The 15,044-nt window shown below is 60.5% G+C and carries 10 protein-coding genes; all 10 read left to right on the plus strand.

Features of this window, described 5'->3' with window-relative positions; translation table 11 throughout:
- Positions 1 to 87 precede the first annotated feature (87 nt).
- The 10 genes from hutH to ACYZT3_RS02770 all read left to right on the plus strand — a co-directional run bounded on the left by hutH (position 88) and on the right by ACYZT3_RS02770 (position 15,044).
- Positions 88 to 1,620, plus strand: coding sequence for a histidine ammonia-lyase (gene hutH / locus ACYZT3_RS02725; RefSeq protein ID WP_282377305.1), 1,533 nt, complete (start codon positions 88 to 90; stop codon positions 1,618 to 1,620).
- A gap of 150 nt (positions 1,621 to 1,770) precedes the next feature.
- Positions 1,771 to 3,180, plus strand: coding sequence for an amino acid permease (locus ACYZT3_RS02730; RefSeq protein ID WP_462031456.1), 1,410 nt, complete (start codon positions 1,771 to 1,773; stop codon positions 3,178 to 3,180).
- A 17-nt stretch (positions 3,181 to 3,197) separates the two neighbouring features.
- A complete protein-coding gene (gene hutI, locus ACYZT3_RS02735; protein ID WP_462031457.1) occupies positions 3,198 to 4,403 on the plus strand; it encodes an imidazolonepropionase in 1,206 nt (401 codons plus the stop codon).
- Between the two features lie 10 nt (positions 4,404 to 4,413).
- On the plus strand, positions 4,414 to 5,214 hold the full coding sequence (hutG, locus tag ACYZT3_RS02740; RefSeq protein WP_462031458.1) for an N-formylglutamate deformylase: 801 nt from the start codon (positions 4,414 to 4,416) through the stop codon (positions 5,212 to 5,214).
- Positions 5,215 to 5,455: 241 nt separating this feature from the next.
- On the plus strand, positions 5,456 to 6,403 hold the full coding sequence (locus ACYZT3_RS02745) for a choline ABC transporter substrate-binding protein (protein ID WP_282377300.1): 948 nt from the start codon (positions 5,456 to 5,458) through the stop codon (positions 6,401 to 6,403).
- Positions 6,403 to 7,335 (plus strand): alpha/beta hydrolase, encoded by a 933-nt coding sequence (locus ACYZT3_RS02750; protein ID WP_462031459.1) that lies wholly within the window; start codon positions 6,403 to 6,405, stop codon positions 7,333 to 7,335. The genes ACYZT3_RS02745 and ACYZT3_RS02750 overlap by 1 nt, the downstream gene beginning before the upstream one ends.
- Positions 7,336 to 7,432: 97 nt before the next feature.
- Complete coding sequence (locus tag ACYZT3_RS02755) at positions 7,433 to 9,433, plus strand: type VI secretion system Vgr family protein (RefSeq protein ID WP_462031460.1); 2,001 nt, start codon at positions 7,433 to 7,435, stop codon at positions 9,431 to 9,433.
- On the plus strand, positions 9,430 to 10,176 hold the full coding sequence (locus tag ACYZT3_RS02760; protein WP_462031461.1) for a DUF4123 domain-containing protein: 747 nt from the start codon (positions 9,430 to 9,432) through the stop codon (positions 10,174 to 10,176). Before ACYZT3_RS02755 ends, ACYZT3_RS02760 begins: the two co-directional genes overlap by 4 nt.
- Before the next feature lie 115 nt (positions 10,177 to 10,291).
- The gene (locus tag ACYZT3_RS02765; protein ID WP_462031462.1) at positions 10,292 to 13,930 is read left to right on the plus strand and encodes a toxin VasX; all 3,639 of its coding nucleotides are present in this window, start codon (positions 10,292 to 10,294) and stop codon (positions 13,928 to 13,930) included.
- A complete protein-coding gene (locus ACYZT3_RS02770) occupies positions 13,914 to 15,044 on the plus strand; it encodes a hypothetical protein (protein ID WP_462031463.1) in 1,131 nt (376 codons plus the stop codon). Before ACYZT3_RS02765 ends, ACYZT3_RS02770 begins: the two co-directional genes overlap by 17 nt.

A 15,044-nucleotide genomic window follows, 5' to 3' on the forward strand; every position in this document is an offset into this window, starting at 1 on the left:
GGGAAGCGACGGACAACGGACATCTCCGGAGCGTCTGGTTAGTACTCTTCTTAACAAAAGAAGAAAACTCTCAAAAGGAGAATAAAAGTGACTGTGCTTAATTTGATTCCCGGCCAACTGAGCCTTGCCCAACTGCGTGATATCTATCAGCAGCCGGTCAAAATCACCCTCGACAACAGCGCCTCAGCCCAGATCGAAGCCAGCGTTGCCTGCGTGGAACAGATCCTCGCCGAGAACCGCACCGCTTATGGCATCAACACCGGTTTCGGCCTGCTGGCTTCGACCCGTATCGCCAGCGAAGACCTGGAGAACCTGCAGCGCTCGCTGGTGCTGTCCCACGCCGCCGGTGTCGGTGAGCCGATCAGCGACGCGCTGGTTCGACTGGTCATGGTGCTCAAGGTCAACAGCCTGAGCCGTGGTTTCTCCGGCATTCGTCGTAAGGTCATCGACGCCCTGATCGCCCTGATCAATGCCGAGGTTTACCCGCATATTCCATTGAAAGGTTCGGTCGGTGCATCCGGCGACCTGGCGCCTTTGGCCCACATGTCGTTGGTGTTGCTGGGTGAAGGCAAAGCTCGCTACAAAGGCGAATGGATGGAAGCGACTGAAGCGCTGAAAGTCGCCGGTCTGACCCCGCTGACCCTGGCGGCGAAAGAAGGTCTGGCGCTGCTCAACGGCACCCAGGTTTCCACCGCTTACGCGCTGCGTGGTCTGTTCGAAGGTGAAGACCTGTTCGCTGGCGCTGTGGCGCTTGGCGCCCTGACCGTCGAAGCCGTGTTGGGCTCGCGCTCGCCGTTCGACGCACGGATCCATGCCGCTCGCGGTCAGAAAGGCCAAATCGACGCCGCTGCCGCTTACCGCGATTTGCTGGGTGAGCGCAGCGAAGTGTCCGACTCGCACCAGAACTGCGAAAAGGTTCAGGACCCGTACTCCCTGCGCTGCCAGCCGCAAGTCATGGGCGCCTGCCTGACCCAGTTCCGTCAAGCCGCTGAAGTGCTCGCCATTGAAGCCAACGCCGTTTCGGACAACCCGCTGGTCTTCGCCGCTGAAGGCGACGTGATCTCCGGCGGTAACTTTCACGCCGAACCGGTGGCCATGGCCGCTGACAACATGGCCCTGGCCATCGCTGAAATCGGCTCCCTGAGCGAGCGTCGTATCTCGCTGATGATGGACAAGCACATGTCGCAACTGCCGCCGTTCCTGGTGGCCAATGGCGGCGTGAACTCCGGCTTCATGATCGCCCAAGTGACCGCGGCGGCACTGGCCAGCGAGAACAAGGCACTGTCCCATCCGCATTCGGTGGACAGCCTGCCGACGTCGGCGAACCAGGAAGACCACGTGTCCATGGCCCCGGCTGCCGGTAAGCGGCTGTGGGAAATGGCCGAAAACACTCGCGGTGTTCTCGCGGTGGAATGGTTGGCGGCGGTCCAGGGTCTGGATCTGCGTGAAGGGTTGAAAACTTCTTCGAAACTGGAAGAAGCCCGGGCGATTCTGCGTGCGCAAGTGCCGTTCTATGAGAAGGATCGTTTCTTTGCACCGGACATTAACGCAGCGAGCGAGTTGTTGGCGACCCGCTGCCTGAACGCGCTGGTACCGGCGAAGTTGCTGCCTAGCCTGTAACGGCTCCTTCTCTGATGATCGTTCCCACGCTCTGCGTGGGAATGCAGCCCGTGACGCTCCGCGTCACTGGACGCGGAGCGTCCCCAGAGGCATTCCCACGCGGAGCGTGGGAACGATCATGTCGCCAATAAAAATAATTAGGGACGAGCAATGCAACAGCAATCAAAAGGACTCAAACGCGGGCTCTCTGCCCGACATATTCGCTTCATGGCACTGGGGTCGGCGATCGGCACCGGGCTGTTTTACGGTTCTGCCTCGGCCATTCAAATGGCCGGTCCTGCGGTACTGCTCGCTTACCTGATCGGTGGCGCGGCGGTGTTCGTGGTCATGCGCGCCCTCGGTGAGATGGCGGTGCACAACCCGGTGGCCGGCTCGTTCGGCCAGTACGCCAGCACCTATCTTGGGCCGATGGCGGGCTTCATCCTCGGTTGGACCTACGCGTTTGAAATGGTCATCGTCGGTATGGCCGACGTCACCGCGTTCGGCATTTATATGGGATTCTGGTTTCCGGAAGTCGCCCGTTGGATCTGGGTGCTAGGCATCGTTTCGGTGGTCGGCGGCTTGAACCTGTGCAACGTCAAAGTCTTCGGTGAAATGGAGTTCTGGCTGTCGCTGCTCAAGGTCGCGGCCATCGTCGCGATGATCCTGGGTGGCTTCGGCATCATGCTGTTCGGCATCAGCACTGCGCCCGGCGCCCAGGCGACCGACATCAGCAATCTCTGGAGCCATGGCGGCTTCATGCCCAATGGCGTGGGCGGCCTGATTGCTTCGTTCGCGGTGGTGATGTTTGCGTTCGGCGGCATTGAAATCATCGGCGTGACGGCCGGTGAAGCCAAAGACCCGCAGCACGTGCTGCCCCGGGCGATCAATGCCGTACCGCTGCGTATTTTGCTGTTCTACGTGCTGACCATGTTCGTGCTGATGTCGATCTTTCCATGGCAGCAGATCGGCAGCCAGGGCAGCCCGTTTGTGCAGATTTTCGACAATCTGGGGATCAGTTCGGCGGCAACTATTCTTAATATCGTGGTGATTTCGGCGGCGATATCGGCGATCAACAGCGACATCTTCGGCGCTGGCCGAATGATGTACGGTCTGGCCCAACAAGGGCATGCGCCCAAGGGCTTTGCCCGGTTGTCGCGCAATGGCGTGCCGTGGCTGACGGTGGTGGTGATGAGCGGTGCGCTGCTGCTGGGCGTGTTGCTGAACTACCTGATTCCGGAAAACGTCTTTCTGTTAATCGCCTCCGTCGCGACCTTTGCCACGGTGTGGGTCTGGTTGATGATTCTGTTCACCCAAGTGGCCATGCGTCGTTCCATGAGTAGCGAACAGGTCGCACAGTTGAAATTCCCGGTGCCGTTCTGGCCCTATGCGCCGATGGCGGCGATTGCCTTCATGCTGTTCATCTTCGGCGTGCTGGGCTATTTCCCGGACACCCAGGCAGCTCTGATCGTCGGCGTGGTCTGGATTGTGTTGCTGGTGCTGGCCTACCTGACGTGGGTGAAACCGGCGGCAGGGAAGGCAGTGCCGGTGGAGCAGGAACCTTCTTTTTCTCATCGATAACCTAACGGAGGCCACGGATGAAAACTCTCTGGCAACACTGCCACGTCGCAACCATGGCGCAAGGCGTCTACTCGATCATCGAGGATGCGGCCATCGTGACGTCCGGTGCGCACATTGAGTGGATCGGCCCACGCGCTGAACTGCCGGCGGGCGAATACCCGGCCGTCAATGATTTAAAAGGGGCTTGGGTTACACCGGGCCTGATCGACTGCCACACCCACACGGTGTTCGGCGGTAACCGCAGCGATGAATTCGAACAGCGCCTGCAAGGCGTCAGCTATGCCGAAATCGCAGCGGCCGGTGGTGGCATTGCCAGCACCGTACGCGCCACCCGCGCGGCCACCGAAGACGAACTGTTCGCCAGCGCCGCCAAACGCCTGAAGAGCCTGATGCGTGACGGCGTGACCACGGTCGAGATGAAATCCGGCTACGGTCTCGACCTGGCCAGCGAACGCAAGATCCTGCGGGTGATTCGCCGTCTCGGCGCCGAACTGCCGGTCAGCGTGCGCAGCACGTGCCTTGCCGCCCACGCCTTGCCGCCGGAATACGCGGATCGCGCCGACGACTACATCGACCACATCTGCGCCGAGATGCTTCCCGCCCTGGCCGCCGAAGGTCTGGTGGATGCGGTGGATGCGTTCTGCGAATACCTGGCGTTCTCGCCGGCGCAGGTCGAGCGCGTATTCGTCACTGCACAACAACTCGGCTTGCCGGTGAAGCTGCACGCCGAGCAGTTGTCGTCGTTGCACGGTTCGAGTCTGGCGGCGCGTTACCACGCACTGTCGGCCGATCACCTGGAATTCATGACCGAAGACGACGCCATCGCCATGGCCAAGTCCGGCACCGTCGCGGTGTTGCTGCCCGGCGCCTTCTACTTTCTGCGCGAGACCCAGTTGCCGCCGATGGACGCCTTGCGCAAACACGGGGTGAAAATCGCCATCGCCAGCGACCTCAATCCTGGCACCTCACCGGGGCTGTCGTTGCGCTTGATGCTGAACATGGCGTGCACCTGTTTCCGCATGACCCCGGAAGAAGCGCTGGCCGGTGCAACGATTCATGCCGCTACCGCGTTGGGCATGGCCGCGACTCACGGCTCGCTGGAAGTCGGCAAGGTCGCGGATTTCGTCGCCTGGCAAATCGATCGTCCGGCCGATCTGTCGTACTGGCTGGGCGGTGACCTGGAAAAACGCGTCGTGCGTCACGGCGTTGAAGTGAGCATTTAGGAGAACAGTTGTGGATAAGGTTCTGAACTTCAAACAAGGCCGCGTGCCGTTGCTGATCAGCATGCCCCACGCCGGCCTGCGCCTGACCCCGACGGTCGAAGCCGGGTTGATCCCCGACGCGAAAAGCCTGCCGGACACTGACTGGCATATCCCGCAGCTCTATGAATTTGCTGCCGAGCTGGGCGCCAGCACCTTGGCCGCCGAGTACTCGCGTTTTGTCATCGACCTGAATCGACCGTCTGACGACAAGCCTTTGTATGTCGGCGCCACCACCGGCCTGTACCCGGCGACGCTGTTCGACGGCATTCCGTTGTTCCGTGAGGGCATGGAGCCGTCAGCGGCGGAACGAGCGACTTACCTGGAGCAGGTCTGGACGCCGTATCACAGCACCTTGCAAAACGAGCTGGCGCGACTGAAAGCCGAGTTTGGCTACGCACTGCTGTTCGATGCGCACTCGATCCGCTCGGTGATCCCGCACCTGTTCGACGGCAAACTGCCGGACTTCAATCTGGGCACCTTCAACGGCGCCAGTTGCGATCCACAGTTGGCCGGTCAGCTAGAAGCTATCTGCGCACGCCACGGCGATTACAGCCATGTGCTGAACGGTCGCTTCAAGGGCGGCCACATCACTCGCCATTATGGCAATCCGGCCGAGAACATCCATGCGGTGCAACTGGAGTTGGGGCAGTGCACCTATATGGAAGAGTTCGAGCCGTTCCGCTATCGCTCGGATCTGGCGGCACCGACCCAGGTGGTGCTCAAGGAATTGCTGCAAGGACTGTTGGCTTGGGGCGAGAAACACTACCGGTAACTGATCGTTCCCACGCTCCCGCGTGGGAATGCCTCAAGGGACGCTCCGCGTCCAGTGACGCGGAGCGTCACGGGCTGCATTCCCACGCGGAGCGTGGGAACGATCGATCAGGACAGTCGCCACCGTGCAAAACACGGTCGCTACAGTTCGCTTTTAACCTCTCGACGCTGCGTAATGTTCTGGGCACGGTGCACTAGACACCGGGCCCATAATAATCCGCTGCCGCACGAGAACCTCCCCAATGAAAAGACTGTTCACCCGCTGTCTCTCAATCCTCTGCGGCACCGCTCTTCTGAGCACCAGTGTCCTGGCCGCTGACGACGTTTCCTGCAAGGCCGTGCGCATGGGCGTGGTCAACTGGACCGACGTGATTGCCACCAGCGGCATGGCCGATGTGCTGCTCAACGGCCTCGGCTACGAAAGCAAGCAAACCAGCGCCGTGCAGCAAATCATCTTCGCCGGCATCCGCGACAAGCGTCTGGACATCTACCTTGGTTACTGGAAACCGGCGATGGACAAAAACATCGCACCGTTCGTGGCCGCCAATCAGGTGAAAATCATGGACAAGCCGAGCCTGGCCGACGCTCAGGCAACGCTCGCCGTACCTGAGTACGTCGCCGAAGCGGGCCTGAAAACCTTCGCCGACATCGCCAAATTCAAGGATCAGCTCGGCGGCAAGATCTACGGCATCGAGCCGGGCAGTGGCGCCAACACCACCATCAAAACCATGATCGAGACCAATCGCTTTGGCCTGAAGGACTTCAAGCTGATCGAGTCCGGTGAGGCCGGCATGCTTGCCGCCGTACAACGGGCGGTGAATCGCAAGGAATTCGTGGTGTTCGTCGGTTGGACTCCGCACCCGATGAACATCAACATGAAGATCGCCTACCTGACCGGCAGCGAAGACGTTTACGGCCCGAACGAGGGCGCCGCAACCGTTTCCACGGTGACCGCCCCGGACTACGCCCAGCGCTGTCCGAACGTAAACCGCCTGCTGGAAAACCTGACCTTCACCGCCGCCCAGGAAAGCCAGTTGATGGTGCCGATCATGGAGCGCAAGACACCTCAGGAAGTTGCCAAACAATGGCTGCGCGACCATCCGGAAGATTTGCAGCGCTGGCTGGCGGGTGTCAGCAGTTTCGATGGCAAGGAAGGCGTGGCAACCGTTCAGGCCAGTTTGAAACCTTGATGGCGGCCTATCCTTTATCCGAACAGATGACGGCGTTCGTCGAGAAAACCGTCAGCTTCAACAGCACCGACAGCAACCTCACCGGTCTGCGTCAGGCCTACAGCGGGATGTGTCGGGCGTTTACTCCGCCACGTCCTGCCGGGCTTTATGTGGTCGACTTTGAATTGGCGGGCGTGCCGGTGCGGTCGTATCAACCGCCGGTTTCGCCACTGACCAGCGGTTGTCCGTGCATCGTGTATCTGCACGGCGGCGGGTGGGTGGTGGGCGACCTGGATTCCCACGACTTCATCTGCGCCGAACTGGCGTCGACGCTCGGCGTGCTGGTGATCGCCGTCGATTATCGGTTGGCGCCGGAACATCCGTTTCCGGCTGCGTTCGAGGATTGTCTGGGGGTCTGGCGCGCGCTACGGGCCGGGCCATTGCGGCTCGATCCCGAGCGAACGCTGGTGGCCGGGGACAGCGCCGGTGGCAACCTGGCGGCGGCGTTGTGTCTGGCGTTGCGCGATGCGGGCGAGCCATTGCCGGCTGCGCAGGTCCTGATTTATCCGGGGCTGGGTGGTGATCAGCGATTGCCATCGCGCAGTGAATGCATCGATGCTCCCTTGCTCAGCAGCAGCGATCTGGAGTGTTATCACGCCTTGTACTTGCGCGGCACCCGACAGCCAGGTGCCTATGCGATGCCGTTGCTCGCCGAGGATTTCAGTGGTTTGCCGCCGACCTTGATCGCCGTGGCTCAATTCGACCCGCTGCGCGATGACGGTGTGCTCTACGCCGAGCGACTGAACGCAGCAGGTGTGGCAGCGACGCTTTATTACGGGAACGGGTTGGTTCACGGCTGTCTGCGGGCTCGGGGGCAGGTCGCCGAGGTCGACGCACTCTATGAAACGCTGCTCGGCTATTTGAAAACGATATTCGACAACCATTCGGCTTAACGGAAGCGTCCTACGCTAAATATCGATTCGTCTGACTGCGCCGATTGGTAGATCCACGCAAAGTCCCGTGCTTACAAATAGACACAGGGACATGTGGATGCTCAGCGATGCCAAGCAGGTCGCTTTCAAACTCGACATTGACGGTTTTTCCCACGACCTTCAGGTACTCAAATTCCGCGCCAAGGAAGCGCTTAACCAGCCCTACGAAGTCAAACTCGAACTGGTCAGCGAGCGCCCCGACCTGGACCTCGAGTCTCTGCTACATCGTTCGGCTTTTCTGAGCTTCGGTCCTGACGGCGCCGGCATTCACGGGCAGATCTTTGGAGCCGCCCAAGGCGATTCAGGCAAACGCCTGACCCGTTATCAGATGACCCTCGTGCCCCGGCTCGCCTACCTCACCCACTGCCATAACCAGTGTATTTTTCAACACCTGAGCGTGCCGCAGATCATCGCCAGCGTGCTGAACGGCCAAGGGATGCAGCCCGATGCCTGGCGCTTCCAACTCAGCGCCGAGTACCGGCCACGGCTGTATTGCGTGCAGTACGAAACCGGACTGCATTTCCTGCAAAGGTTGTGTGAGGAAGAAGGTCTGCACTTTCATTTTGAGCACAGCGCCGATGGGCATGTGCTGGTGTTCGGCGACGATCAAACCAGCTTCTCGAAACCCTCCCAGTCAACCGCGTACAGGCCAGGCAGTGGCATGGTCGCCGGAGCGCCGGTGATCGACCGTTTCAAGCTGCGACTGGAAACCCGCCCGACCCACGTCAGCCGTCGTGATTACGACTTCGAGAAACCGCGCCTGCAACTCGACAGCGAGACTAAAAACCCGCTGCTGCCGCACCTTGAGGATTATGGATTCCCAGGTCAGTTCACCCATCGTGAGCGCGGTAAACATCTGGCCAATCTGGCGCTGGAACGCCTCCGTGCCGATTACCAGCAAGCCGAAGGGCGCAGCGATCAGAGCGCCCTGCGCAGCGGCCATTTTGTCGACATGACCGAACACCCACGCGCTGACCGCAATGGCCTGTGGCTTCTGACTGAAGTCGAACATGTTGGCCTGCAACCCCAAGTGCTTGAGGAGTCAATCACCGATGCCAGTCCGCAGGACGGTTTCAGTCAGGGCTACCGTAACCACTTCATCGCGACACCTTGGGACGTCCTATTCAGGCCGGCTCTTGAACACGCCAAGCCGCGAATAACGGGCAACCAGCATGCCATCGTCACAGGCCCGCACGGCGAAGAGATCTACTGCGACGAATACGGTCGGGTCAAGGTTCAACTGCCGTGGGACCGAGAGGGTCAGCACAACGAACAATCGAGCTGCTGGCTTCGGGTCGCTACCGGTTGGGCCCATGACCGCTATGGCGGCGTGCTGATCCCGCGGGTCGGCATGGAAGTGCTGGTGGGATTCACCGACGGCGACCCCGACAAACCCTTCGTCCTTGGCTGTATGCCCAACGCCTCAACCCCCGTGCCACTGGATCTGCCGGCTGAGCACACCCGCAGCATTTTCCGTAGCCAGAGCAGCCCCGGTGGTGGCGGCTACAACGAGTTGCGCATCGAGGACAGACAAGGCGCCGAGGAAATTGCCCTGCGTGCCCAGCGCGATTTTGTCCAACTCGTGCTCAATGATGAACGCATTCAAGTCGATAACCAACGCACCGTGGTGGTCGGCGGTATCGCCAGCCATGACCTGCGTGGCGAAGAACAGCACCTGACCCACGGCAACCGCCTGACGGAACTCAAACAGGACGATCATCTGTTGGTTCACGGCGACCGCCACGTCCGAACCACCAATCACCTGCTCAATGCCACCCACCAAATTCACCTGGGCGCCGGGCAGCAAGTCGTCATCGATGGCGGAGCGCGCCTGGCAGTCCAGGCTGGCGGTCACTGGCTGACGCTGGGGCCGGAAGGCATTTTCAGCAGTGTGCCGATTCTAGTGGGCGGCGCCCCGACCGTGGGTCTACCCGCCGAGCCTCTGATGCCGGGAGCCTTGCCCCTGCTGAAAGTGACGTTCGATGCGATCCAGCAACGCCATGCGTTGATTTCAACCCGCGCTTCTCGCTGCCTGATATGCGAGGCCGCTCAAGCATGAAGCTTTTGACCTCATTGCCTGAAGACCTGCCCTGGAGCGAGCAACAGGCTTTCCTGTTGCTGGACGGTGCGACCTTGAGTGATTTGCCGGAGCGCTTGAAACAACTGAGTCCCGGCGCCACCACCGTCGCGCTGTATGACTGTGCGCCGTTCACTGCGCTGCGGGATATCTCACCGCTGTTGGTGGCCGTTCAACAACCTGACGAGCCACTCGTTCAGTTTTATCTGGAGCACGCACACGAGGAATCGAGCGTGCTGTTGTTCAGCCCGGACTCGGCGCACGCCGTCGCTGAGCACTTGCGCAAACTGCTGACGGTTGAGTTGCCAGAGGGATTGCCGGTCTTGCTGCGCCTGGCAGACGCCGCCGTGGCGCGAATCCTGTTCGGTAGCGGCGATCAGCGATTGTTTGGGCCTCTGTCCTGTGTGGTAACCGCCGACGGTGTCGAGGTTAATTGGCAACAGCACCAACCCCGGCTGGCCGAGTGCCCTGAATTGCTAACGCCCTATCGCCTGAGCGCAGAACAGAATTCGGCGCTGGACCATGCTGATCGGCGTCGCGTATTGCTCGAACTCGACGCTCATCTGCTCAGGCACTTCCCCGAACTCCTTCGCGGCGAAAGCGTGTCTGAACGTTGGCCAATGCTCGAACAACTGGAGGCCGAAGCCAGCGCCCTGGGCCTGGATGCCCGTCCGGGCTGCTCTATTACGCCAATGTCATGGCCCGGCTGGACGGATCTCCCCTAGGCCAGCATCCCGAAATCAATCGATTGCTGCATAACCCCTCCCTGCAACCCATCGGCGAGCGCATCGTACTGGCCGCTGACCTGGCCCGCCAATGGGCAAATGAACGAGGTCGTCCATGAACAAGCCACACCCTGCCGACCTCGCGGCGGCCGCCGCCTCCAAAACCGCCATCGGCTCACCCGGTGCCTGCCCCTTGCGCCAAACCCATGTGCAGTTGTTGCCCTTGCGTTATGGGCTGGTGGAAAAGCCCCTCGACCCGAGTGCCGAACTGAAGCTGCCGTATACCCTGACGACCCGCCCGCTGGGCATTCGCATGCTGCGCGATGGCTGGTTGTACGTCATCGACAGCGTGACCGGCCATCTGCACGAGTATCAAGTACTTAACGGACTGGTCAGCGCCTTGCTGCACAAGGGCGCCAAGGTTGCCGACGATCAGCGCACGCCCATCGAAGAGCGTCCTGCTCTGGTGTTTTCAAGACGCAGCACGCTGCATGTGACCTTCGCCGAAGTGCAGTGGACGGTGGCCAAATGCGCTCAAGTCACTGACAGCCGCGAGGAACGCGAACACTTCATGCAGGCCGTCGATCTCGGCCCGGTGCATTGCCAAACCGGTGGCGAACATCTGCTGACGGTCGCGCAAGGCAAGCAGTGGCTGGCGGAGATTGCGACCGATCCGGCCCGGCAGGCGCAAGCCGCGCAAGACCGCGCGGAACAGGACACCGAGTCGCCGCCGGACGCCGTTCTAATGCCGACGGTGGACGTCAGCGATGCCCCCGCGCACGAACGTGAACCCTATCTGTGGGAGCAGCCTCGGCGCTTTCGCGAGGCGCACATTGGCGAGTTTCTCGGGCGGGTACGCCCGGCTTATCAGGACGACACCCTGTTCCTTGTGGTGCACGACGACCTCGGCGTATTGCGTGATCTGGCCGAATATCAGGACACCGTGGTCGGCTGGGTCGACGACTGGAGCAATGCCGACCATAACGAACGCGATTACCTGTTGGCCTGTTTTATCGAGTCCCTGAGCCAGCTCAGTCCGGCCGATATCGGCAACCTGGCCGAGGCCAGCAACGATCCGTCGGTCCAGGTGCTTTTTGGCGATCTGGAACAGTTGCCCGAACCGGATCGGGAACACACCCGCAAAGCCTTGCTCGACTACCTGAACAAGGGCGGCAAGGTCGAGCCTACGGGCGTACCGGTGCCACCGGAACTGGAGCAGTTGCGCAAAGAAGCCCATGCCGAAGCGTTCAAATTCGCCAAGTACCAGGGCGCCGCACCCGACTTCATCGCCCACAGCCGCGCCAGTGACGAGGCAGACCGCCGTTACTACGCTCGCCAACATTTCAAGGTTGCTCCCGACGATTTCGTCGAACGTCACCTCGATACCTTGATCAAGCTCGGCCAAGAGCAAAACAAACGCATCGTGGATGTGCTCGAAGGCTCCAGCTTCAGTGGTAAGCGCGGGGTCAATGATTTCATCGACCGCCCGGCCATGGACGCGGCGCTGTTTCAGCATCGTGACGACCTTGGTCGCTGGAACCGCTTGCTCGAACGCATCACCGCTGACCGTACGATGATGGTATGTGCCGGTCGCTTCCATCGCTCGGCCTGGTACTACGACGCGCAGGATCGACAGCAACTCCACCAGGCCTTCACCGCCGAATACGCCTGCCTCAAGGACATCTGCCGCAGTGACCACGCCAGCGAAACCCTCCTCGGTTATCTGGAGAAACACCCCGAACTGACCCGGCCACTGTTCTACACCTTGCCCCTGCGTCTTCAGCCAGAACGGGCCGCGCAATACGCCACGTTGTTCAACGCCGGCATGGGGGTGTTCAACAACCTGCCGCACTGGTTGGGCGAGCTGCAGAAAATCGAACAAGCGCACCTGCCGGCCCTCGACGACCTGCCCGAGCATACCCGCGCTGTCGCGGACGCGGCGCAGCACAGTCTCAGCCCGGCGCTGAACCTGGGCCTGAGCCGGGCGCTGGAAGGGTTCGACCTGTCGGCAGAGAAAATCCCCGACCTAGACGAGCTGTTCAGTCGTCTGCCCAAAGCCTTGTCGGGGCGGCTACTCGATGCGGCGAAAACCACCGGGGTGACCTTTACTGTCGCCAGCCCGGCAGAACACGCGGCGTTGCAAACCAACCTCAAGGAACTGCTCAGGGAGCGCGACTACCTGAAAACCCTGACCCGTGAACGTAACCAGCTCACCCACAACAAAAACCGCCAGGGGCACAAGACGCCACGGGCGGTGGAGTTGCAGGGCGAGATCGTGCGGGTGCGCGGGCAGTTGACGCAACTCGAAGGTCGGCTGGCGGGGGCGCTGAGCCCGATTGCGGAGCTGCCGGATCAGTCGGCGCGCCTGTACGGCGCGACGCCGGCTCGGGCGGGGGTGACGCTGGTGTTTCCGCCGGCGCAGCAGTTGGAGGTGCGGAGTGTGTTGAAGGACATTCGGTTGGGGGTTCAAGGCGTGCCGAATGGGAAGTTGATTCGGAGCGAGGGGATGGGGTTGTTGGTGTTTTTGGTGCAGGGGGTGAATTTGGTTTCGGTCATAAGGGAACTGACCAACCAATCCAAGAACAAGCGAGTCTGGATGCCCTTTTTTAATGCAGCGATGGCTACCGGAGCGGCGGGATTCACTGCGGCCCAAAGTCTCGCCGATACAGCGTTAAAGGCACGTAGCGCTGCGCTCGTCGCGGGTCTTCAACACCACGCCTTGCAAAATTTGCATGTGCAGATGGGCAAGCTGCATGTTGGACTGGGCATTTTCACCTACGGCTTCGGTTTTATCTCTTCAGTGGTTAGTCTCAATACCCAACAGCAGAATTGGCAACAGGCGACGCGTAGTGGGAATGCTGCTGCGCAGAATAGTGCAGCGCTCGCTGCAGCGGGCGCGGCCGGCATGACGACCGTCAATGCCTATGGCTTAGGTCATACCTTACACGCGGGGTATAGCGTAGCGATTGCCAGAAACGCTGCAGCAAGAACGGCTGCTTGGGCCGCGGCTGGTACCCGTTTGTCCACCGTGTTCTTCCGGTTCAATCTGGCCGGTGCCCTGTTCACCATTTTGGAGTTGGGCGGAACCTGGCTGTACAACCGTTACAACATCAGTGCCCATGATAGATGGCTGAAAACCACACCCTGGAGCTTGGACACCGATCATCGCGGCGACCATGCCCTGGATGAATATCAGCGTTATCTGGCCTATTTGCTGAACGCCCCGTATACGCAACTGGGTCCGAACGAGCATGATTCGTGGCTGAAAAACTTGCTGCTAAAAGCCAAACCCAGCGACATTCACTTGGTGCTGCCAAGGCTCAAGCTCAGCGATTTCCAGCCACCGTTGAGTGGACAACCGGCTCATCGCCTGGGGATCGGCGCCCACCGCATTGCCATTCCTCTCCACAGCCGTGGCACGCCGAGAGAGCGCAAGGACGTTATCAGCGATGAAATCACAGCCAGCCTGCGCATCGTACAAACAGGACCCGATCGGCTGGTGCTGTGCCTGCAATATCCCGTGGATCCTGACAGCGAATTTACCCCGGCTTCCGAAACACTGGAGCTGGCCGTCTGTATTCAGACCTTGAACGCCAAGGGGGTGTGGGAATCGCTGACTGACGTTATTCACCTCAACCCGCGCGGTAAGGGTCATTTCCCTGCGTTACCTCGTCAATCCGTTACCGAGCATCCACCGTTGTTGCTGGTTGAAACCCATCTGCTGGAGCTGGCCGACCATGCCCACCAAGATTGATAGCTCCCTGCCTGCACCGCACCTTGAGCAATCCCGCAAAGCCGGCGATGTCGAGCCGTTTCCCAGCGGAAGGATCACCTATCTCGCGCCGTTGCCATTGCCGACACCGCTGCCGCCGCATGGCCCGCATATCGGGGAACTCAATGAGGTGTACATGGACTTTGGGCTGGGATCACCGCAAGTCTTTATGTGGCAGATGACATTAGGGGGACCATTCAGTGTTGCCTTCTCGGTTGCATTCTTAATACCTCTATTTGGCGGCTTCATGTTTTTTTTGTTCGGCATGGGCTGGGACGATATTACTCATGCCATAAAAGGAGTATTCAATGAGGCGTACGGACCAGCCATACAGGGCGGTTTTTTAATGCTGCTCATCGGCCTCGGTGTGTGGCACCACAACCACAAAAAACGCCTCCACATCATCCCCACCCGTTTCAACCGCCAACGCCGCGAAGTCTGCTTCATGCCCGAAGACGCCACCGAACCCCTTTTCGTCCCCTGGGAATCCCTCTCGGCCTGGGTCATCGAAGCCCAAGGCGCCACCCAATACGGCATCCACCGCCAATATGGCATGGGCATAGGTTTCCAGCACGGCGAGACCCTGACCAGCGTCGAGTTTCCCTGCTTCGGTCTTTCCCTGGCCATCAGCCACTGGGAAGCCATCCGCGGTTACATGGAATACGAAATCCACGACCTCAAATCCATTCAGGACCCGCTAGACCTGCAAGGCCCAAACGACCCGCCCCACGAAGGCCTGCACACCTTCCACAACGCCCGTGCGCGCCTGCACCAGCAAATCCGTGACGGTCAACGGGGTCGAGTGTCCGGGTTTTTCTGGTACCTGTACCACGTCATGACCCTGTGGACGATTCCCAACCACCTGACCGAATGGGAAATCCGCCGCCTCCAGAAAAAGGGCCAACTGGTGTTGCCCGAGGCGATGCGCCAATGGTCGGAACCTCTGTCGAAGGAACAATGGGCGAAGCCGAGCGAAGAACTTCTGCGCCTGAGCGCACAGGTCCGCGCCCTGCACAAACGTCAGCCGCGACGCCCGATCACCGAGATTTTTGCCGAGGTACAGCGTTTGAATCCGACCGACAAACGTCGCGCATGA

The sequence above is a fragment of the Pseudomonas sp. MDT1-16 genome (assembly GCF_054898115.1).

Bases quoted from the DNA above. Each gene is read 5' to 3' on its own strand.
- ACYZT3_RS02760 (WP_462031461.1), top strand. From the start codon at position 9,430: ATGAAGCTTTTGACCTCATTGCCTGAAGACCTGCCCTGGAGCGAGCAA.
- ACYZT3_RS02750 (WP_462031459.1), top strand. From the start codon at position 6,403: ATGGCGGCCTATCCTTTATCCGAACAGATGACGGCGTTCGTCGAGAAA.
- ACYZT3_RS02765 (WP_462031462.1), top strand. From the start codon at position 10,292: ATGAACAAGCCACACCCTGCCGACCTCGCGGCGGCCGCCGCCTCCAAA.
- ACYZT3_RS02730 (WP_462031456.1), top strand. From the start codon at position 1,771: ATGCAACAGCAATCAAAAGGACTCAAACGCGGGCTCTCTGCCCGACAT.
- ACYZT3_RS02755 (WP_462031460.1), top strand. From the start codon at position 7,433: ATGCTCAGCGATGCCAAGCAGGTCGCTTTCAAACTCGACATTGACGGT.
- ACYZT3_RS02770 (WP_462031463.1), top strand. From the start codon at position 13,914: ATGCCCACCAAGATTGATAGCTCCCTGCCTGCACCGCACCTTGAGCAA.
- ACYZT3_RS02745 (WP_282377300.1), top strand. From the start codon at position 5,456: ATGAAAAGACTGTTCACCCGCTGTCTCTCAATCCTCTGCGGCACCGCT.
- hutI (WP_462031457.1), top strand. From the start codon at position 3,198: ATGAAAACTCTCTGGCAACACTGCCACGTCGCAACCATGGCGCAAGGC.